Source organism: Nonomuraea sp. NPDC001636 (genome assembly GCF_040298265.1).
In the GTDB taxonomy this organism is placed as follows: Bacteria; Actinomycetota; Actinomycetes; order Streptosporangiales; family Streptosporangiaceae; genus Nonomuraea.
The window spans coordinates 99,361-119,068 of record NZ_JBEOZT010000021.1 but is presented as its reverse complement, the minus strand read 5'-3'; the positions used below and the strand labels follow the sequence as shown (position 1 = coordinate 119,068).

Annotated in this window: 18 protein-coding genes; 12 read left to right on the top strand and 6 right to left on the bottom strand. The window is 75.8% G+C overall.

Annotated elements, in window-relative coordinates; all coding sequences use genetic code 11:
* Positions 1-10: 10 nt before the first annotated feature.
* Positions 11-1,171: an amidohydrolase gene (locus tag ABT158_RS33095; protein WP_352360195.1), complete on the top strand. Its 1,161-nt coding sequence runs from the start codon at positions 11-13 to the stop codon at positions 1,169-1,171.
* A 98-nt stretch (positions 1,172-1,269) separates the two neighbouring features.
* Here ABT158_RS33095 and ABT158_RS33090 read toward each other — a convergent pair whose 3' ends face one another.
* The 3 genes from ABT158_RS33090 to ABT158_RS33080 are packed head-to-tail and all read right to left on the bottom strand — an operon-like array spanning position 1,270 to position 5,370.
* Positions 1,270-1,758 carry a hypothetical protein gene (locus ABT158_RS33090; RefSeq protein WP_352360193.1) on the bottom strand — a complete coding sequence of 163 codons (489 nt, stop codon included), beginning with the start codon at positions 1,756-1,758 and terminating at the stop codon, positions 1,270-1,272.
* Positions 1,759-1,794: 36 nt separating this feature from the next.
* Entirely contained in the window at positions 1,795-2,682 is an 888-nt protein-coding gene (locus ABT158_RS33085) for an alpha/beta hydrolase (RefSeq protein WP_352360191.1), read from the bottom strand.
* A gap of 3 nt (positions 2,683-2,685) precedes the next feature.
* Positions 2,686-5,370, bottom strand: a complete 2,685-nt coding sequence (locus ABT158_RS33080) for a helix-turn-helix transcriptional regulator (RefSeq protein ID WP_352360189.1) — start codon at positions 5,368-5,370, stop codon at positions 2,686-2,688.
* A 365-nt stretch (positions 5,371-5,735) separates the two neighbouring features.
* Here ABT158_RS33080 and ABT158_RS33075 point away from each other — a divergent pair, with 365 nt between their 5' ends.
* The 9 genes from ABT158_RS33075 to ABT158_RS33035 all read left to right on the top strand — a co-directional run bounded on the left by ABT158_RS33075 (position 5,736) and on the right by ABT158_RS33035 (position 14,462).
* Positions 5,736-6,578: a helix-turn-helix domain-containing protein gene (locus ABT158_RS33075; RefSeq protein WP_352360187.1), complete on the top strand. Its 843-nt coding sequence runs from the start codon at positions 5,736-5,738 to the stop codon at positions 6,576-6,578.
* A gap of 74 nt (positions 6,579-6,652) precedes the next feature.
* Positions 6,653-7,264 (top strand): dihydrofolate reductase family protein, encoded by a 612-nt coding sequence (locus ABT158_RS33070; RefSeq protein ID WP_352360185.1) that lies wholly within the window; start codon positions 6,653-6,655, stop codon positions 7,262-7,264.
* 88 nt (positions 7,265-7,352) lie between these two features.
* Positions 7,353-9,260 carry a sensor histidine kinase gene (locus ABT158_RS33065; RefSeq protein ID WP_352360183.1) on the top strand — a complete coding sequence of 636 codons (1,908 nt, stop codon included), beginning with the start codon at positions 7,353-7,355 and terminating at the stop codon, positions 9,258-9,260.
* Positions 9,257-9,910 carry a response regulator gene (locus ABT158_RS33060; protein WP_352360181.1) on the top strand — a complete coding sequence of 218 codons (654 nt, stop codon included), beginning with the start codon at positions 9,257-9,259 and terminating at the stop codon, positions 9,908-9,910. Before ABT158_RS33065 ends, ABT158_RS33060 begins: the two co-directional genes overlap by 4 nt.
* A 78-nt stretch (positions 9,911-9,988) precedes the next feature.
* Positions 9,989-11,248: an alpha/beta hydrolase gene (locus ABT158_RS33055; RefSeq protein ID WP_352360179.1), complete on the top strand. Its 1,260-nt coding sequence runs from the start codon at positions 9,989-9,991 to the stop codon at positions 11,246-11,248.
* 87 nt (positions 11,249-11,335) lie between these two features.
* Positions 11,336-12,115, top strand: coding sequence for a class I SAM-dependent methyltransferase (locus ABT158_RS33050; RefSeq protein ID WP_352360177.1), 780 nt, complete (start codon positions 11,336-11,338; stop codon positions 12,113-12,115).
* Between the two features lie 121 nt (positions 12,116-12,236).
* Complete coding sequence (locus tag ABT158_RS33045; protein ID WP_352360175.1) at positions 12,237-12,968, top strand: class I SAM-dependent methyltransferase; 732 nt, start codon at positions 12,237-12,239, stop codon at positions 12,966-12,968.
* A 60-nt stretch (positions 12,969-13,028) separates the two neighbouring features.
* The gene (locus ABT158_RS33040; protein ID WP_352360173.1) at positions 13,029-13,919 is read left to right on the top strand and encodes a LysR family transcriptional regulator; all 891 of its coding nucleotides are present in this window, start codon (positions 13,029-13,031) and stop codon (positions 13,917-13,919) included.
* Positions 13,920-13,976: 57 nt separating this feature from the next.
* Complete coding sequence (locus ABT158_RS33035) at positions 13,977-14,462, top strand: ester cyclase (RefSeq protein ID WP_352360171.1); 486 nt, start codon at positions 13,977-13,979, stop codon at positions 14,460-14,462.
* Positions 14,463-14,534: 72 nt separating this feature from the next.
* Here ABT158_RS33035 and ABT158_RS33030 read toward each other — a convergent pair whose 3' ends face one another.
* The 3 genes from ABT158_RS33030 to ABT158_RS33020 are packed head-to-tail and all read right to left on the bottom strand — an operon-like array spanning position 14,535 to position 16,233.
* Positions 14,535-15,182, bottom strand: a complete 648-nt coding sequence (locus tag ABT158_RS33030) for a DUF3618 domain-containing protein (protein WP_352360169.1) — start codon at positions 15,180-15,182, stop codon at positions 14,535-14,537.
* Positions 15,179-15,571: a phage holin family protein gene (locus tag ABT158_RS33025; RefSeq protein WP_352360167.1), complete on the bottom strand. Its 393-nt coding sequence runs from the start codon at positions 15,569-15,571 to the stop codon at positions 15,179-15,181. Before ABT158_RS33025 ends, ABT158_RS33030 begins: the two co-directional genes overlap by 4 nt.
* Positions 15,568-16,233 (bottom strand): ATP synthase subunit B family protein, encoded by a 666-nt coding sequence (locus ABT158_RS33020; protein ID WP_352360166.1) that lies wholly within the window; start codon positions 16,231-16,233, stop codon positions 15,568-15,570. The genes ABT158_RS33025 and ABT158_RS33020 overlap by 4 nt, the downstream gene beginning before the upstream one ends.
* 256 nt (positions 16,234-16,489) lie before the next feature.
* On the opposite strand from ABT158_RS33020, the gene ABT158_RS33015 reads away from it, so the two are divergent.
* Positions 16,490-18,757, top strand: a complete 2,268-nt coding sequence (locus ABT158_RS33015; RefSeq protein WP_352360164.1) for a catalase — start codon at positions 16,490-16,492, stop codon at positions 18,755-18,757.
* A 74-nt stretch (positions 18,758-18,831) separates the two neighbouring features.
* A complete protein-coding gene (locus ABT158_RS33010) occupies positions 18,832-19,701 on the top strand; it encodes a GNAT family N-acetyltransferase (protein ID WP_352360162.1) in 870 nt (289 codons plus the stop codon).
* The last annotated feature ends 7 nt before the right edge of the window (positions 19,702-19,708 follow it).

Genomic DNA, 19,708 nt, shown 5'->3' with positions numbered 1-19,708 from the left:
GGACCCGCTCGTGACCGACCTCGACGCCCGGCTGCGCGCCTGGCGGCACGACCTGCACCGGCGGCCCGAGCCCGCCTTCGCCGAGCACGCGACCAGCGCCTACCTGGCCGAGGCGCTGGAGGCGGCGGGCCTCGACGTCGTCACCGGCGTCGGCGGCACCGGCGTCGTCGCCTCGCTGACCAGGGGCGGCACCGGCCGGGCCATCGGGCTGCGGGCCGACATGGACTGCCTGCCGCTCGACGAGCCGGGCACGCACGCCCACGTCTCCCGCAACCCCGGCTTCATGCACGCCTGCGGCCACGACGGGCACATGGCGATGCTGCTCGGCGCCGCCGCCATCCTGGCCGCCGAGGGCGGCTTCGAGGGAACCGTCCGGTTCGTCTTCCAGCCCGCCGAGGAGCCCGGCCGCGGCGCGCGGGCCATGCTCGACGACGGCCTGCTCGCCCGCTTCCCCGTCCAGGCCATGTACGGGCTGCACAACTGGCCCGGCGCCCCCGCCGGCCACTTCCTGACCCGCGCCGGGAGCATCATGGCCGGCGAGGACAACTTCGAGATCCGCATCCGGGGCCGCGGCGGGCACGCCGCCCGCCCGCACATGGTCGTCGACCCCATCGTGGTGGGCGCGGAGATCGTCCTGGCCCTGCAGACGGTCGTCGCCCGCAACGTCGACCCCGCGCTGCCCGCCGTGGTGTCCTGCACCGACATCAGCACCGACGGCGCGCGCAACGCCATCCCCGGCGAGGTCGTCATCAGAGGGGACACCCGCAGCTTCGCCCCCGCCGTCGCCGCGCTCCTGGAGGACCGCGTCCGGCGGCTCTGCGAGGGCATCGGCGCCGCCCACGGCGCCACGTGCGCCGTCACCTACACCCACGAGTTCGCGCCCACCGTCAACGACCCCGCCTGCGTCGCCGCGGCGGTCGAGGCGGCCGTCGCGGTCGCCGGCGAGGACGGCGTCGACCCCGACTGCGCGCCCGTCATGCCGAGCGAGGACTTCGGCGTGTTCGCCGGGGCCGTACCGGCCTGCTTCGCCTTCCTCGGCAACGGCACCGAACCCGGCCGGGGCGGCGACCCGCTGCACAGCAGGGAGTACGACTTCAACGACGCCGTCCTGCGGACGGGGACGGACTTCTACGTCACACTGACGCGCCGCGCCCTGCCCCCCACCCGCTGAGCCCCGCCCCCCGACCAGGTACGGCGGATCGTCCGCCCCAGCGACGGGTTCGGCCCGGCGGCGACCTCCGGAACCCGTCCGCCGGCGGGCCGGAGGGGTCAGCCGGTCTCGCGCGGGCCCGTGCGCACCTCCGTGACGGGGCCGTCCGGCAGTGCGACGTCCAGCCGCCGGCACCACGGCCCCGGCGGCGCCCACCCCCAGGCGGGTTCGAAACCGACACTCAGCCGGCGGGCCGAGCGCGGGACCACCCCGCCGAGCTGGCGACTCCCGTGCGCGGCCCTGACGCCCTCCCGGTCGAAGCTGCCATTGTTGTGGCCGGAGTAGTCGGTGCCGAGGTCGTCCTCGGCGGACAGCATCCAGTACCAGAAGAACGACCCCTTGCTGTCCGCCTCCTCGTCCCGGACCCCGGGGACGAACTCGTAGTGCAGCACCCCGCCGGCCTCCGACAGCTCCAGCCCCCGGGCCACCACGTGGTGGCCCTCCACCAGCTCCCCGAGGTCGATGTCGAAGACGACGTCGAGACGCCTCGACCCGTCCCTCTCGGCGAAGTAGGCGTCGGTGGCCGTACGCGGCGGGATGCTGATCATCGGTTCAGCATCGGGCATGATCGGCGAGTTCGCCAGTCAGCGGTCGCGGGGGGCCGTGTGCGCGAGGACGGCGGCGGCCAGCTCCTCGTGCACCTGCGGCGGCAGCGTGTGCCCCATGCCCTCCACCATCATCAACCGCGCCCCCGGCACCTGCTCGGCGATGAGCGCGCCATGACCCGGCTTGGCCGGCTCGTGCGTGCCCTCGATCACCAGCGTCGGCGCCTTGACCTGGTGCAGCACGCCCACCGGCTCGAAATCGGGCTTGGCGCCCGCCGCCAGCCGGTGGTTGACCGTCGCCGACAGGTCGCGCGCCCGGTCATAGATGCGCTCCTGCAACCGGCGCGCCGCGTCCTCGTCGAACGGCAGCCCGGTCCCGTGCAGCAGACGCTGCTCGGCGATCATGCCCTCGATCGCCGCCCGCCGGTCCTGCGGCGGCGGCGACGCGATCAGGGCCTGGTAGAAGGCCACGAACTCGGGCAGCGGCACCGGCAGGCTGCCCTCCGGCTGCGGCTGCCCCAGCAGCGCCCGCATGATGACCTGCCCCTCGGCACCGCCCAGCGGCGAGGAGCCGATGACCGTCAGCGACCGCACCCGCTCCGGCCGCTCCACCGCGACGAACTGCCCCAGCAGCCCGCCCGCCGAGTGACAGACCAGATGCGCGCTGTCCAGGCCGTGCGCGTCCATCACCCGGTAGACGTCGTCCTTGATGTCTTCCCACGTGTACGGGTGCGCCGCGAAGTCGACCGTGTCCGACATGCCGGTGTCACGGTGGTCGTACCGGATCACCCGGCGGCCGCCCGCGGTCAGCAGCCCGACGAACTCGTCCGGCCACAGGACGCCCTGCGACATCGAACCCATGATCAGCAGGATCGGCTCGTCGGTGGCGGCGCCGAACTCTTCACTCCAGATGTTCACGTTTTGCATGCCTCACAGCCTGCCCGTCCCGGCTACGGGCGCCTTCTGTAGAACTACTAGCCGCGCCAGATCAGTACGGGAGCCGATGCCCAGCTTCGGATAGATCTTGTACAGGTGGTACTCGACCGTCCGCGGGCTCAGGAAGAGCTGGGCGGCGATCTGCTTGCTCGACAACCCGTCGGCGACCAGGCCCGCGATGCGCAACTCCTGCGGGGTCAGCGCGTCGAGCACGGCCGCGGCCGGCGCCTGCCCGCTCTCGCCCGCCGCCCGCAGCTCCTCCTGCGCGCGCCGCGCCCACGGCCGCGCGCCCGCCCGTTCGAACGTCTCCCACGCCGTCCGCAGATGCGCCCGCGCCTCGCCCGGACGTTGCCCGCGCCGCAACCGCTCGCCCAGCAGCAGGGCCGTCCTGGCCGCCTCGAAGGGGTTGGTGTGCAGCCGCAGCGCCTCGTCGAAGGCGTCCTCGCGCGACTCGGCCAGGCCGCGGCAGCGGGCCAGCAACGCGCGTGACTCCGGCGTCGCCGCGTGCCGCGACCCCCGTTCGTACGCCTCCAGCGCCGCCCGCGCGCCCGCCTCGTCGCCCGCTCCGACGGCGGCCTCGACGCGGTCGGGGGTCGTCCGCCAGGCGACCGCCGGATGCCCGGTGCCCGGCCCGGCCGCGGCGATGGCCGCGAACCGGTCGCGCGCCGCCGCGTGCCGGCCCAGGCACAGGTCGAGCATCGCCCGCGCGTACGCCGCCACCCCCGCGCGCAGCCCCACCCGATGGGGGACGGCGATCGCCAGCGCCGCGCGGGCCTGCCGCTCGCAGTCCTCCTCCTCGCCGCGCAGCGCCGCCACCACCGCCAGGTTGGCCAGGTGCGCGGCCACCGTGTTCTCGTAACCGGCCTCGCGGGCCAGCTCCAGGCCCTCCTCCGACAGGGCCTGGCTGCGCGCCAGCCGCCCGGCCAGCCGTTCGGCGGTCGCCACGAACTCCAGCACGACCGGCAACTGCCCGGCCATGCCCGACACCCTGGCCACCTGCCCGGCCCGGTCGCTCAGCTCGGCGGCCAGGTCCGTCTCGCCGAGCTGGCTGGCCGCGGCCGCCGCCCACAGGTGGCCCGCCGGGTCCTCCAGCTCGCCGGCCCGCGCCAGCGCCCGGCGCAGCAGGCCGGGCCCGGCGGCGTCGCCGTCCAGGGTCAGGCCGATGCCGGCCACCGTGTCCCGCAGGAAGCCCTCCGGGTGCGCGGCGGCCCGGCGGCCGAGCTCGACGATCATCGCGGTGTCGCCGACGTACGCGGCCGCCTCGGAGGCGTCGGCCAGCATGTCCAGGCTGTCGCCCGCCGCCAGGATCCGCACGGCCTCGGCGGCGTTGCCCGAGTTCAGCTCGAACCGGCCCCGCAGCTGGGCGATCTCCATGGTCACGGCGACGTCGTCGCCGGCCCGTTCGCGCGCCTCGGCCAGCAGCGACTCCGCCTGGCCGGGACGGCCGCCGAGCCAGGCCGCGACGGCGGCGTCCTTCAGCCGGACGGCCCGTTCGCGCGGCTCGGGGGTCAGCTCGGCGGCTCTGGCCAGGGCGGTGGCGGCGGCGCCGTACCCGCCGCGGTCGCGGGCCCGGCCGGCGGCGGCCACCAGCGCGGCGGCGACCTGCTCGTCCTGGCCCAGGGCGGCTCCGGCCAGATGCCAGGCGCGGCGGTCGTCGGCGGTCAGCTCCGCCAGGACGGCGTGCACCCGGCGCACCTCGGCCGGAGCGGCCGCCTCGTGCACCGCCGAACGGATCAGCGGATGACGGAAGCGCACGCCGGCGCCCGACACCTCCGCCAGCCCGCCCTCCTCCAGCTCGGCCAGCGCCGCCCGCCCGGCCTCCGCGCGGTCGGCGAGGAGCCGGCCGGTGGCGCGCAGGACCACGTCGAGGTCGCCCTCCACGGCGGCGACCAGGGCGGCCAGCCGGGCGGCGGCGGACAACGCGGCCACCCGGTCGCCGAACAGCCGGGCGCCGCCGGGCAGCGGGTCGGGCAGCGGTTCGCGTCCGGCGAGCTGGGCGGGCGTCAGGCGGGCGGCGATCTCGCGCAGGGCGAGCGGGTTCGCGCCGGTCAGCGTGACGAGCTCCCGCCGCACCTGGACGGGCAGCGCGCCGTGGCGGGACGCCAGCAACTCGTCCGCGGCGGTCTCGGCCAGGCCGCGCACCTCCACCGTCAGCGGCACGCCCTTGACCACGGCGTCCCCGCGCACCGCGAGCAGCATCGCGACGCGTTCGGTCGCGAGCCGCCTGGCGGCGAACAGCAGCGCGTCGGCCGAGGCCCGGTCGACCCACTGGAAGTCGTCCACCACGCAGACCAGCCCGTCCGGCGCGGCGGCCTCGACCAGCAGCGAGAGCACGCCGGCCGCCAGCAGGAACCGGTCGCCGGCGCCCCCGGCCGCCAGCCCCAGGGCGGCGTGGACGGCGAGGCGCTGCGGCTCGGGCAGCGCGTCGAGCGCGCCGGGCGAACCGGCCACCGGCCACAGGAGCTGGTGCAGCGCCGCGAACGCCAGGTCGGACTCCGACTCGACGCCGGTGAGCCGCAACACCCGCATCGCGCCGCCGCGCGCGGCCGCCGCGTCGAGCAGGGCCGTCTTGCCCGCCCCCGCCTCGCCGCGCAACACCACCGCGCCGCCGGCGCCGTCGCGGGCGCGCGCGATCACCTCGTCGAGAACGCTGATTTCCGCAGATCTGCCGTAGAGCACAAGCCCCTACCTTAGGCGCGCGGCCCGGCCCGCCGAGCCCCCGGCGAGCGTCCCTACGTGGGCAGCCACGCAGGCCACCAGGGCAGCCGGTGCCGGCGAAGCCCTCACCCGCGCTCAGGTCACCCTCGCAGTAGACGTGCGCGTGCGCCACCAAGGAGGTCTCGTACCAGGTGCCCACGGTCGCGCACGCGATCGCGGCGACGGCCGGGAACGCGCAGCCGAAGGCCCAGCGAACGTCCCCGGCCCCGGACGAGAGCCTGCTCCGATCGGTCACGCCGACATCGAAGCAGACCGGTTTGCGGCCGATGCGCACCCGAGGTGAAGATTCGGTGCAGGGACCCGATCACCTCGGCCACACTGGTCCCATGGAATACGTCGGACGGGTGCCCGCGCCGCCGCTCGACCGGTTCATCGACGACATCTACTGCCTGACCGGGGTGCCGCGGCACCGGCTGATGAACGTCCCGCCGATGCCGTCGGGCCACCTGTTCGTCAACCTGGGCGACCCCGCCCGCCTGTGGGACTCCGACCCTTCCGTGCCGCCGGCGGTGTTCGCCGACGGCTGGTTCATGGGGATGTGGACCAGGCGGTTCCGCTACGAGTACCCCGCGCGGGTGCGGCTGGTCGGGGTGCACTTCAAGCCATGGGGGATGACGCCGTTCGTCGGCGTGCCGGCGGGCGAGCTGCGCGACCGGTGGGTGCCGGCCGACGCCCTCTGGCAGCGGTCCCTGGACCGGATCCGCGACCGGGCCGGCGACCTCGCCTCGGCCGCCGGTGTCCTGCGGGTGGTGGAGGAGGAGCTGCGGGCGCGGTTCGCGGGGGCGGCGTCGCGCAACCTCGACCTGGTCCGGCACGCGGGCGGACGCCTGGCGGCCACGTACGGCGCGGTCCCGGTCGGCGCGCTGGCCGACGCCGCCGGGGTGAGCGGCAACCACCTGGCGGCGCAGTTCAAGTCCCATGTCGGCGTCACCCCGAAGCGGGTGGCCCGGATCTACCGCTTCGCCCGGCTGATCGTGTCCGTGGACGCGGTGCGCCCGGTCGACTGGACGGCGCTCGCCCACACGGCGGGCTACTTCGACCAGGCCCACTTCAGCAGGGAGTTCAAGGACTTCACCGGCCACACCCCGACCGAGTACCTGGCCCTGCGGCGCCGCTTCCCCGCCGAGCCGGGCTTCCCGCCGGACGACGGCCCGATGCCCGCCGATTGATTTTCTACAAGCCCGGCAGCCCCGCGAGGCGGCAGGATCACAGGCGTACTTCTGACGAGGACCGAGGAGACCCCGTGGGCGCAGTGATCATGAACAGCTCGGTGTCGGTGGACGGCTTCATCGCCGACGGCAACGACGACGTCGGCCCCCTGCACGACTGGTACTGGAACGGCGACACCCCCCTCACGCCGGGCGACGATCAGGACTACGACCATTCCGGCGCGGGCGGCGGCTTCAGGGTGTCCAAGGCGTCGGCGGAGTACGTCCGGCCGATCTGGGAGTCGGTCGGCGTGATCATCATGGGCCGCACCCTGTTCGACCTGGTGAACGGCTGGGAAGGACGGCCGCCCGCGGGTGAGCACGTGGTCGTGGTGTCCCACCGGCCCAAGCCCGAGGGCTGGCACCCCGAGGCGTCCTACCATTTCGCCGCCGACGTGACGGCCGCCGTCGCCCGCGCCCAGGAGCTCGCCGGGGACCGGGTCGTCAGCGTGAACGCCGGCGACGTCGGCGGCCAGCTGCTCGCCGCCGGTCTGGTGGAGGAGGTGGCGATGGACGTCGTGCCGGTGGTGTTCGGCTCGGGCAAGCCCTACTTCGGCCGCGTCGCCGGGCGGCACCTCCTGGCGGACCCCCACGTGGTCGTCCAGGGCGAGGGGGTGCTGCACCTGCGGTACAAGGTGCGCCGCTAGTCGCGGCCGACGATCCGCGCGAGGTCGGCGCAACCCCGCACGAACGCGGGCATGGGCGCGGCCGATCCGCGGCAGCTAGCCTGACGCCGTGAGCTCCGTTCTGCTGTGGTGCGCGCTCGTCGGCGTCGCCCTCCTGTACGGCGCGGCCGTGCGCGGCACGGCCGGGATCACGATCGCGGTCGCCGCGGCCCTGGTGGCGGCGGCGACGGCCGTCGCGGCGGCCCGCGGCTGGCCGCCGCAGGCGCTGGCGGGCGTGGCGCTGGTGGCGGGCGGCGTGGGCGCGGTCGTCTGGGCGTTCGGGCGGGCGCACCGGCGGGGCCGGACGCGGCGGGCGGCCCTGGCCGCGCACCGGGCGGCGCGAGCGCAGGCGGACGCGGCCGTGGCGGACGCCGTGCGCCTCAGGATGGCCGCCGAGCTGCACGACACCGCCGCCCACCGGCTCACCGGCATCGCGGTGGCCGCGGCGTCGGCGCTGCACGTGGCCGACCCGGCGATGCGGGAGTCCGCCCTGCGCCACGCCGGGGACGCCGCCCGGCTGGCCCGCGCCGAACTGGCGGGCGCGCGGGACGCCGTCCGCGACCTGCCGGCGATCGACGCCCTGGTCGCCGCCTGGCCCGGCCCCGGCGCTGACCCCGCCCGGATCGGCTACCGCAGGACGGCCGCCGCCGCCCCGCCGGAGATCGCGGCGGCCGCCTACCGGGTGGTCCAGGAGGGCCTCACCAACGCCGCGCGGTACGCCGGCGGCGCCCGGCTGGACGTCGCCGTCCTCGGCGAGCCCGGCCGGCTGACCGTCGAGGTGCGCGACTCCGGCGGCGCGCGCGAGCACGACGACCTGGGCACCGGCCACGGCCTGTCCGGGCTGGCCACGACCGTGGCGGCCGGCGGCGGCACGCTCACGGCGGGCCCGGACGCCGGCGGCTGGACGGTCCGGGCCGTCTTCCCCGCCCCCGCCGGGCCGCCCCCGTTCCGGCGGTCGTGGTGGCGCGGGCGGCGGGCCTGGGACGCGGCGCTGGCCGGGCTCGCCGTCGCGTTGACGATGGGGGCGAGCCTGCTGCCGGGAGGCACTCCGGCGCCGCGCGAGTTCCTCGTGCTCGGCCCCCTCTTCGTCCTGCACGCCCTGCCTCTGTGGTGGCGGGTGCGGCGGCCCGCGTGGAGCCTGGCCGCGATGTTGTCGATCCATCCGGTGGCGATGGCGGGCCTGACCCCGACCCCCGCGGGCGACCTGTTCCTCTGGGCGTGGTGGGTGGAGCTGGCCCAGCTCTACGCCTTCGGCGCCCACCACCCCCGGCGCCGGGGGGTGCTCGCGATCCTCGCCGTCGGCCTGGTGGGCGGCCTCGCGCTGGCCCTCGGGCCGGGCATCGCCGGCGACCGGACGGCCGCCTGGGCGGTGCTCGCCACGGCCGTGGCGCTGCTGTCGGCTCCGGCGTGGGCGGCGGGCGTCCTGGTCGCCCGGGGGCGGGCGCGGCGGCGGGCGGCCGCGACCGCCGAACGCGACCTGCTGGCCGGCCGGCTGGCGGACGTGGCGCGCGGCGAACGCCGGCGGATCGTCGAGGGCCTGCGCAGCACGGCGGCCCGGCACGCGGACGCGGTCGTCGCGGCGGCCGGGAAGGGCGACCTGGCGGCGGTGCGCGACGCCGCCCGCGCCGCGATCGACACGCTCCGGCGGCTGCTGGACGAGCTGCGCCGCCCCGCCGGAGCCGACGGCCCCCCGCCGACGCTCGCCGGGCTGGAGCTGCTGGCCGCGCGGCGGCAGGCGGGCGTGCACCACGTCGGCGACCCCGGCGGCCTGGCCCCCGAGCTGGAGGTGGGCGTGTTCAGGGCGGTCGAGGAGCTGGCCGGGGACCGGATCACCGTGTCCTACCTGCCCGACGGCGTGCTCGTCGAGGGCACGGCGGCCCGGCGCGCCCGCCGCCGGCTGCACACCCTGGCCGACGGGTACGGCGGGACGCTCGACACCGGCGGCCCGGACGACGTGCGGGTATGGTTGCCCAGATGATCAGGGTGATCGTCGTCGACGACCAGGCGGTGGTCCGGGCCGGGATCGCCGCGGTGCTGGCCGCCGAACCCGACCTCGACGTGGTCGGGCAGGCCGCCGACGGTGCGTCCGCCGTGGCGCTCGCCGCCGAGCTGCGCCCGGACGTGGCGCTCATGGACGTCCGGATGCCCGGCCTCGACGGGCTCGCCGCCACCGCCCGCATCACCGCCGGCACGCCGGGCACCCGGATCGTCGTGCTGACCACGTTCGGCCTGGAGGAGTACGTGTTCGGCGCGCTGCGCGCGGGCGCGTCCGGGTTCCTGCTCAAGGACGCCGAGCCGGCGCGGGTCGTGGACGCGGTGCGGGTGATCGCGCGCGGCGACGCGCTGCTCGACCCGGTGATCACCCGGCGGCTGCTCGAACGCTTCGCCGCGGCCGCCGACCCCGGCCCGCCCGCGCGGCCCGACGGGCTCACCGCCCGCGAGCGCGAGGTGCTCGGGCACGTCGCCCGCGGGCTGTCCAACGCCGAGATCGCCGCCGTCCTGGCGCTCAGCCCCGCCACGGTCAAGGATCACGTGGCCGCGATCCTGGCCAAGCTGGGCGTGCGCGACCGGCTGCACGCGACCATCCACGCCTACGAGTCCGGCCTGATCCGTCCCGGGGCCGGCTGACCCCCGCCGCGTGGCGGGGGCCCGGTTCGGTCGCCGGCAGGAGGAGACGCGGCGCGCGCGTTCCTAACGTTGTGGCACATGAAACGTGTGTCAGGCGCGATCCTGCTGGTGGGCGCCGAGATCGCCGCGGTCGCCGCCGGGGCTCTGGTCTTCCTGCTCGTGGCGGCCGTGACGGCCGCCGTGCCGCTGTTCACGGGGGCGGGGGTGCTCGCCGTCGCCGCCGTCACCTGGCTGCTCGGGCGTCCCGCGCTCCGGCTGCTGGGGCTGCCCCGGCTGGTGCCGCCCTACGTGGTGGTGAACACCGTGGCGGTCGCCGCCCTCGCCGGGCCGGCGGTCTTCCGGCCCTTCCCCGTCCCGCCGCCGGCCCCGACGCCCGCCGGGGTCGCGTACTGGCAGCTCCCGACGGGGTCCCGGCTCGCCTACGTCAAGCTCGCCGGATCCGGCACGGCCGGCCGTCCGCCCGTGATCTTCCTGCACGGCGGGCCTGGCACGCCCGGGGAGGGGCTGCCGGAGGGCAGCGAGGAGCTGGCCGCCGCCGGGTTCGACGTCTACGCCTACGACCAGCTCGGCGCCGGCCGCTCGACCCGGCTGGCCGACCCGGCCGGGTACACGGTCGCCCGCCACGTCGCCGACCTGGAGGCCGTCCGCCAGGCCATCGGCGCCCCGAAGATCGTCTTGGTGGGCAGGTCGTGGGGCGGCACCCTGTCGGCCGCCTACCTCGCCGCCCACCCCGACCGGGTGGCCAAGGCCGTGTTCACCTCGCCGGGCGCGATCTGGGAGCCCGCCTTCCCCGGCGGCGTCGGCAGCCCGTGGGACGGCCTGCCCGCCCCCCTCCAGGCCGAGGCCGACGCGCTGACGAGCTCCCCGCGCATGCTGGTCCAGTCGTTGCTTCTGGGGGTGAACCCGGCCGCGGCGCGGACGCTGGTGCCCGACGCCGAGGCCGACGCCCGGATGCGCGCGCTGCTGCTGGTGGCCAAGGACGCCACCGGCTGCGCGGACGCGAGACCCGCCCCTGTGCACGGGAACCCGCCCGGCTTCTACAGCAACCAGATCACCGCCGAGGACGCCGCCGCCGTCCCCGACCCGCGGCCCCGGTTGCGCGGGGTACGGGTGCCGGTGCTCATCATGCGCGGGCAGTGCGACTACCTGAAGTGGGAGGTCACCTACGACTACCGGCGCACCCTGCCGGACTCGACCCTGGTGTACGTCCCGGGCGCCGGCCACTCGATCGCCAACGGCCGTCCCGACCTCTACCGCGGCCTGATCCGCGCCTTCCTCCTCGACCGCCCGCTGCCCGTCCCCGCCTACACCGGCGCCACCGATCCCGCCCGGTCCTAGACGCCGCCGCGCGTTCCGGGATCGGTGATCTTAGGATGCGGGTGACTCAGGGCTCCGCCGGGGCGGCGGGGCGGGGAAGGAGAGCGCGTGGAGCGGGACGAACGGCTACGTCACAGCTCGTCATTCGGAGCCGCGGCGGCCGCGTACGCCGAGCACCGGCCGGACTACGCGCACGCCGCCGTGCGCTGGGCGCTGGCGGCGGCGCCGGGGCGGCGGGTGCTCGACCTCGGGGCGGGCACCGGCAAGCTGACCGCGACGCTGGTCGAGCTGGGCGTCGAGGTCGTCGCGGTCGAGCCCGACCCGGCGATGCTGGCCGAGCTGCGGCGGGCGCTGCCGGACGTCCGCGCCCTGCCGGGCAGCGCCGAGGCGATCCCGCTGCCGGCCGCGTCCGTCGACGCGGTGCTGGCCGGCAACGCCATGCACTGGTTCGACATGGCCGTCGCGGGGCCCGAGATCGCCAGGGTCCTGGCGCCCGGCGGCGTCCTGGCCGGCCTGTGGAACGTGCTCGACGACGGCGTCGGCTGGGTGGCCGGGCTCGCGCGGGCCGGCGGCGGCGAGGCGGTCGGCCCGCGCGACACGCCCGCCGCCTGGCGCGCCGAGACGGCCGGGATGCACCTGTCCAGGTCGGGCGCGCCCGCCCGGTTCGGGACGCCGGAGCAGGAGCTGTTCCCGCACGGCCAGCGCCGCACCGCGGACTCCCTCACCGAGACGCTCGCGACCAGGGCGGGCATGCTCGTCATGCCCGAAGGGGAACGCGCGGCCCGGCTCGGCCGGATCCGCGCCTACCTCGCCGGCCGGCCCGAGACCGCCGACGGCGAGTTCACCCTGCCGATGCTGACGGCCGTGTTGCGCGTCCGGCGGTTGTGAGGACGGCCGAGCCAGGGCCGTGAAGAGGTTTCACCTGCCGATCGATTCGAAAACAACGATCAAGCGGCCTCCCGTCGGACGGTGACGGCCGGGAAGGCGGTGCCGAATGTCCGGAGCGCCGTTGTACGACACCATCGGAGCGGCCTACACCACGACCCGGCGCACCGATCCGCGCATCGCCGCGCGCATCTGGGCCGCCCTCGGCGACGCCAGGACCGTGCTGAACGTCGGCGCGGGCACCGGGTCCTACGAGCCGCCCGATCGTTACGTCCTGGCCGTGGAGCCGTCGGCGCTCATGCGCTCGCAGCGCCCGGCGGGGGCGGCGCCGTGCCTGGCCGGGTCGGCCGAGCGCCTGCCGTTCGACGACCGGTCCTTCGACGCCGCGATGGCCGTCTCCTCCGTCCACCACTGGCCGGACGTGCTCGGCGGCCTGCGCGAGATGCGGCGCGTCGCCCGGCGGGTGGTGGTGTTCACCCACGACACCGGCGACGCCGGCTGGCGCGACCGGTTCTGGCTGTCCCGCGACTACCTGCCCGAGGTCGCCGCCCTCGTGGCCGGCCGGCCCTCGGTGACCGAGCTGGCGGCGGCGATCGGGGCCCGGCTGGAACCCGTGCCCATCCCGTGGGACTGCGCCGACGGCCTGTTCGAGGCCTTCTGGCGGCGGCCGGAGGCGTACCTGGAGGAGGACGTCCGCCGCGGGATGTCGGTCTGGGCCAGGCTCGGGCCGGACGTCGAGCGGCGCGCGGTGCGCGACCTGCGGGCCGACCTCGACTCCGGCCGGTGGGCCGCACGCAACCGGGACCTGCTCGATCTCGACGAGGCCGAGCTCGGCCTCCGCCTGCTGATCGCGTAGCCCGGACCGACGGCGGGTCGGCGCGGAATGCATGAGAGGTCCTCATACGTTGTGGCCGCCGTGGACGATCTCACCCCCGCGGAACTGCGCGTCCTGGTCGCCGTCGACGGGGAGGGCAGCGTCACGGCGGCCGGCGTACGGCTGGGGCTGACCCAGTCGGCCGTCTCCCACGCCCTGCGCGCGGCCGAGCGGAAGACGGGAGCCGTGCTGTTCCAGCGGGGCCGCGCCGGCGCGCGGGCCACCGCGGCGGGACGGGCCGCGGTCGGGCACGCCCGGCACATCCTGCGGCTCATGGAGGTCATGCGCGCCGACACGCGCGCCGCCGCCCGCGGCGAGGCCACCGGGACCATCCGGCTGGCCGCCTTCCGCAGCGCCGCCTTCCACCTGCTGCCGCGCGTGCTGGTCCGGTTCGGGCAGCGGCACCCCAAGGTCACCGTGGACGTGCGCATCGTCCCGGACCTGGGCAGGGGCATCGCGGGCGAGGTGGCCGACGGCCGGGCCGACGTGGGCGTCCTGACCCTGCCGACGTACGTGGACGGCCTGGTCTGCCAGGAGCTGTACGAGGAGCCGTACGTGCTGGCCCATCCGCTGGGGCATCCCGACCCGCGGTCGCTCCCCATGATCGACTGGCACGAGAACTGCTCGGGCGAGACCCGGCGCTGGCTGGCCGCGCAGGAGTGGATCCCGCCCGGCGACCTCACGGTCGAGGACGACGGCGTCGTCATGTCGATGGTCGGGCACGGGCTCGGCGCGGCGATCGTGCCCCGCCTGTCCACGGTGGACGCCCCGGCCAAGGTCGCCACGGCCGAACTCGGCGAGGGCGCCCCCCGCCGCCGGGTGGGTTACGTCACCACCCGCGAACTGGCCGGCTCCGCGCTGATCCGCGACCTGCTCGGCGAGCTGCGCACCCTCCGGAGGCCCGCGGCCCCGGCGGCGGCCACCCATCCATGAGCCGCTGCCGACGACCGTTTGACGGTGCGCTGCCCTGTCCCGGGTACGGTCCCTGGCATGGAAGAGGTGCCGCCGCCGCCGGACGACATCGTGCACCGGCTGCTCGGCGCGGCCAACGCGCACGACGTCGAGGCGGTGTCGCGGTGTTACACGCCGGACGCGGTCGTCGTGACCCCCGAGATGGAGGCCGGCGGCCGTGAGGAGATCGCCTCCTATTTCACCCAGATCTGGGACGGCTTTCCCGACCTGCACTTCACGCTGTGGGACACCGTCGCCCTGGGGGACACGATCGCCACCGAGCTGACGGCGACCGGGACGCACTCCGGCCCCTACCTGACGGTCGGCGGCGAGGTGCTGGCCGCGACCGGCCGCCAGATCACCGTGCGGGCCTGCTGGTTCTGGGACCTGCGCGACGGGCTCGTCGCCAGCCAGCGCCTCTACTACGACCAGCTGGAGATCTACGCGCAGATCGGCCTGTGCCTGCCCCTGGCCTTCGAGCCCCCGGACACCGCGGCCACGGAGGAGGCCGGGGACGCCAGGTGACCCGCCGGACAACGGCGCAGGCCCGCACGGCCTGACGCGGCTGTGCGGGCCCGGGCACGTCCGGGCGGGCGTCTAGTGGTGGCCGCCCACCTGGCGGGCCTGCTCGCGGGCCTGGTCGGCGGTGGCGGCGGCCGCCTCCGACGCGCTGTCCTTCACCTGCTGGACGGCCTGCCCCGCCAGCTCCTTGGCGTCCTGGCCGAGCTGCTGCGCCGACTCGCGGCCGGCTTCCACGACCGGCTCCAGCACGTCGCCGACCTGGTCGCGGAGCTGGCCGACGGCCAGCTCCTCCGCCTCGGTGGCGGGGATGAGCGTGGCGGCCAGCAGACCGGCGCCGAAGGCGATCAGCCCGGCCGCCAGGGGGTTGCCCTGGGTGCCCCGCCTGGCCTGCTCCGGCGCGGCCCGGACGGTCTCGGCCGCCACGTGGGCGCCGTGCCGCACGGTGCCGGCCGCCTGGTGGGCGCCCTCCATCACCGCCTGGCCGGCCTGGTGCGCCCCCTCGCCCACCGAGCCGGCGGTGGCGGCGACGCCGTGCCGGGCCCGGCCCGGGGCATGGGGCACGCCATGGGAGGGGGTTCCCATCACCCGCTCCCGCAAGGTTCGCGCCGCCTCCCGCACCCGTTCGGTACGGCGGCGCGCGATCCGCGCCGGGCTCGTCCGGTCGGCCAGCCGGTCCACGTCGGCCGCGAGTTCGGCCCTCGTGGCGGCGATCTCGTTTCTCACTTCCTCAGGTCGCGTGCCCATTGCGCGTCCTCCTTGAGCGTCTCGATGGTCTGCTCGGGTCTGGGGTTGATCTCGCGCAGCCGGTTGCGCCCGTTGACGTACAGCACTGCGCCGATGACCGCCCAGACGACCGCGAGAACGAGCGCGGCCCAGCCCAGGCCCATCACCTCGCCCAGGCCGAACATGACGGCCAGGGTCACCAGCAGCGCGATCATGTAACCGGCGAAGCCGGCGCCGCCGAGCATCCCGGCCGCCTTGCCCGCCTTGGTCGCCTCCTGGCGGAGCTCGATCTTGGCCAGCTCCACCTCCTGGCGGAACAGTTTGGAGATGTCCTCGCCGATCTCGCCGACCAGCTGGCCGAGCGTCGGTTCCTCGGGCTGCGCGGTCACGGCAGGTCACTCCCGGCGCCGTAGGCGGGAGCGGCGGGGGCGGCCGGTGGCGTGGTGAGCGGCGGCACCGGGCGGGTGTCGTCCTGCCCGAGGGGGTCGCCGAGCGGCCGGTGGAGCGGTTGCGGCGGCGCCGTTCCGGGTTGCGCGACGCTCGGCAGGGTGGGGTCGGCGGGCGGCGACGGCGTCGCGGGCTGGGACGCCGTCCCCGAGCCGTCGCCGGAGGCCTTGATGACGCGGCCCACCAGGAAGCCCGCGGCCAGGGCGCCGGCCAGGAACGCGGCCGGACGGCGGCGGGCGAAGCTCTGCACCTCGCCGACCACCCCGGCCAGGCCGTGCCTGTCGAGGTAGTCGGCCGCGCGCCGGCCCTGGTCGGCGGCCTGGCGTACGACGTTGGTCACCGGCGAGTCGGGCTTGGCCTGCTCGTGCATGGCCGACAGGTCCTCCGACCACTCGCGCAGGCTCTGCGCGGCCCGCCGGCTCTGCTGCTCGGACTGGGCGCGCACCCGGTCGCGCAGCTCGTCGACGGCGTTCCTGGCCTGGGCCCTGGCCTCGCCGGCCACCTGGACGCCGGCCTGCCTGGCGGTCCCGGCGACCTCCTGCGCGGCGGCCTTGCCCTGCTGGAGCGTTCCCTCCTGGCCGGTCCCCGTCGGGTATTCACTCATGGGTGCCCTCCTCGTGGGATTGATGCCGCCTGTGGCTACCCGGACGGCCTCCGCCAAACCAAGAACACCCCAACGCAGGGCAAAGAACGCGAAAACCGGATCGGCGGTGCCCGTGCTGCTCCGGAGGGGCTCCGATCGTGGTCGCGCGGGGTCGCGAACCGCCCTGAAGTGCGGCGATTCGGGTTATACGGCTGAGCATGGGTAGGGAGGCGCCAGACCTGGTCAATCCGTTGTGGCCCTTCCTAAGGAACCAAGCATGAACGACTCTCACCCGCTCAAGTCCGCCGTGGACAAGGTCGTCGGCGCCGTCACCGATCACGACGCGGTGCAGCCGGCCGAGATCCCCGGAGTGCCCAACAGCCTGCCGCCCCAGATTGAGGAGCCGACCGAACCGCGGGAACCGCTGCCGCCCAAGCCGGACCAGACCGGGCCCGACACCGTCTCGCCCACCGGGCAGCCCACCGGCGCCTCGCAGGATGAGATGGCCCAGGGTGGCGAGTACCTGACCACCGCCCAGGGGGTGCGGCTGCGCGATACCGACCACTCGCTGAAGGCCGGCCCGCGCGGCCCGGTGCTGCTGCAGGACCACCACCTGCGCGAGAAGGTCATGCACTTCGACCACGAGCGCATCCCCGAGCGGGTGGTGCACGCCCGCGGCGCCGCCGCCCACGGGGTGTTCCAGGCGTACGGCACCGCCTCGAACATCACCAAGGCGGCCTTCCTCGCCGAGGGCGCCAGGACCCCGGTGTTCGTCCGCTTCTCCACCGTGCTCGGCTCGCGCGGCTCGGCCGACACCGTCCGCGACACCCGCGGCTTCGCCACCAAGTTCTACACCGCCGAGGGCGTGTTCGACCTGGTCGGCAACAACATCCCGGTCTTCTTCATCCAGGACGGCATCAAGTTCCCCGACGTCATCCACGCCGGCAAGCCGCATCCCGACCGGGAGATCCCGCAGGCGCAGAGCGCGCACGACACGTTCTGGGACTTCGTCTCCCTGCACACCGAGGCCACCTTCAACACGATGTGGAACATGTCCGACCGCGGCATCCCGCGCTCGTTCCGCATGATGGAAGGCTTCGGCGTGCACACCTTCCGCCTGGTCAACGCGGCGGGGGAGACGACGCTGGTCAAGTGGCACTGGAAGCCCAAGCTCGGCGTGCACTCCCTGACCTGGGAGGAGGCCCAGATCGCCGGCGGCGTCGACCCCGACTTCCACCGGCGCGACCTCGCCGACGCCATCGAGGCCGGCGCGCACCCGCAGTGGGAGCTGGGCATCCAGGTCTTCCCGGACACGCCCGAGCAGATGTTCGAGGGCATCGACCTGCTGGACCCGACGAAGATCGTGCCCGAGGAGCTGGCCCCCGTCCACCCGGTCGGCCTGATGACGCTCAACGCCAACCCGTCGAACTTCTTCGCCGAGACCGAGCAGGTCGCCTTCCACGTCGGGCACCTCGTGCCGGGCATCGACATCACCGACGACCCGCTGCTGGCGGCGCGGCTGTTCTCCTACCTCGACACGCAGATCACCCGCCTGGGCGGCCCGAACTTCGCGCAGATCCCCATCAACCGGCCGCACGCGCCGGTCAACGACATGCTGCGCGACGGCTTCCACCAGACGGCCGTCCACCGCGGGGTGGCCCCGTACCGGCCGAACTCCCTGGACGGCGGCTGCCCCTTCCAGGCCGGCGCCGAGCAGGGCGCCTACGTCGAGGTGCCGCTGGAGGTCGCCGGACGCAAGGTGCGCGAGGCGCCGGCGACCTTCTCCGACCACTACAGCCAGCCGCGGCTGTTCTGGCTGAGCCTGTCCCCGGTCGAGCGCGAGCACCTGATCAGCGCCTACACCTTCGAGCTGGGCAAGTGCTACGAGCAGGCGGTCAAGGAACGCCAGCTCCGGGTGCTGGCCAACATCGACCCGGTCCTGTGCCGGGAGGTCGCCGACGGCCTCGGGCTGCCCGTCCCCGAGCCCACCGTGCCGCTCGCCGACCAGGCGCCGAGCCCGGCGCTGTCGCAGGTGGGCCGGGAGTGGCCGCTGGACGGCCGGATCATCGGCATCGTCGCGGACGAGGCCAGCGACCTCGGCGTCGTGGGCGCCGTCCGCCAGGCCGTGCTCGACGGCGGGATGACGCCGCTCGTCATCGCGCCCAAGGGCGGCATGCTGGGCGGCACGCTGGCCGTCCAGCGCACCTTCGCCACGGCCCGCTCGGTCGAGTTCGACGCGGTGCTGCTGGCCGGGGCGCCGGCCCCGGGCGACGACGCGTACGGCGCCCGCGACGCCAAGGCCGGCGACGGCGGCACCCCGGTCGACCCGCGCGTGCTGCTCCTGGTCGGGGAGGCGTACCGGCACGCCAAGGCCGTCGGCGGCTGGGGCACGGCCGCGCAGGCGCTGCAGGCCGCCGGGATCCCCGCGCAGGCGCCGGGCGTCGTCACCGGCCAGGACGGCGAGGGGGTGCTGCGCGACGTGCTCGCCCTGCTGCCCCTGCACCGGGTCTGGGACCGCTTCCGCGTCCACCCCGACGTGGCCTGAGCCGGCAGAACCGCCCGGCCGGCCCGCGGGAAAACCGGGTGCGGGCGGCGGGCGGGGTGGTGTGTGATCGGGGGATGACGATCGAGACGGGCAGGGCGGGGATCGACGGGCTCGGCGACGTGGTGCGGCTGCTGGGGGAGTGGCAGCGCGAAGGAGAGCCCGTGCAACTGCATCCGGGTGACCTGGGATGGTTCTGGCGGTTCGGCCCGGAGCGCACGGCGGCGGCCACCCTGACCTGGCGCCGGGCCGGGCAGGTCGTCGCGGCCGGGCTGCTGGACGGCGCCGACCTGCTGCGGCTGGCGTTCGCGCCGGGGGCCTCGCAGGACGAGGATCTGGCCCGCCGGATTGCCGGCGACGTGTCGGAGCCCGGACGCGGGGTGCTGCCCGAGGGGCGCGTGTACCTCGAGTCGCCGCCGGGCGCGCTGGTCCGGGACCTGTTGCTGAAGGACGGCTGGGCGGCCGACGACCCGTGGACGGTCCTCGGTCGCGACCTCGCCGCGCCTGTCCCGGATCCCGGCGTGCACGTCGAGACGGCCGGGCCGGAGCAGGCGCACGAGTGGGCCGCCGTCATCCGGGCGTCGTTCGACGGCTCGACCTTCACCGAGGAGCGCTGGCACGCGATGGCGGCGGGCGTCCCGTACACCGGCGCGCGGTGCCTGCTCGCCCGCGACGACCAGGGCGCGGCGGTGGCGGCCGTGGCGGTGTGGTCGGCCGGTGCGGGCAGGCCGGGGCTGATCGAGCCGATGGGGGTGCACCAAGCCCACCGGGGGCGCGGGCACGGCCGGGCGATCACCGTCGCCGCGGCGCGCGCGCTGCGGGAGGCCGGCTCGTCCAGCGTGCTCGTGTGCTGCCCGAGCTCCAACACCGGCGGCGTCGCCACCTACCGGTCGGCCGGCCTCGAACAGCTGACGGAGCGACACGACGTGTCCCGCCACCCCTCCTGAGGCATCC

What these genes read in the sequence shown, in the direction of transcription:
- ABT158_RS33090 (WP_352360193.1), bottom strand. Translation starts at nt 1,758, where the DNA reads ATGATCAGCATCCCGCCGCGTACGGCCACCGACGCCTACTTCGCCGAG.
- ABT158_RS33085 (WP_352360191.1), bottom strand. Translation starts at nt 2,682, where the DNA reads ATGCAAAACGTGAACATCTGGAGTGAAGAGTTCGGCGCCGCCACCGAC.
- ABT158_RS33075 (WP_352360187.1), top strand. Translation starts at nt 5,736, where the DNA reads ATGGAATACGTCGGACGGGTGCCCGCGCCGCCGCTCGACCGGTTCATC.
- ABT158_RS33060 (WP_352360181.1), top strand. Translation starts at nt 9,257, where the DNA reads ATGATCAGGGTGATCGTCGTCGACGACCAGGCGGTGGTCCGGGCCGGG.
- ABT158_RS33055 (WP_352360179.1), top strand. Translation starts at nt 9,989, where the DNA reads ATGAAACGTGTGTCAGGCGCGATCCTGCTGGTGGGCGCCGAGATCGCC.
- ABT158_RS33035 (WP_352360171.1), top strand. Translation starts at nt 13,977, where the DNA reads ATGGAAGAGGTGCCGCCGCCGCCGGACGACATCGTGCACCGGCTGCTC.
- ABT158_RS33020 (WP_352360166.1), bottom strand. Translation starts at nt 16,233, where the DNA reads ATGAGTGAATACCCGACGGGGACCGGCCAGGAGGGAACGCTCCAGCAG.
- ABT158_RS33015 (WP_352360164.1), top strand. Translation starts at nt 16,490, where the DNA reads ATGAACGACTCTCACCCGCTCAAGTCCGCCGTGGACAAGGTCGTCGGC.
- ABT158_RS33010 (WP_352360162.1), top strand. Translation starts at nt 18,832, where the DNA reads ATGACGATCGAGACGGGCAGGGCGGGGATCGACGGGCTCGGCGACGTG.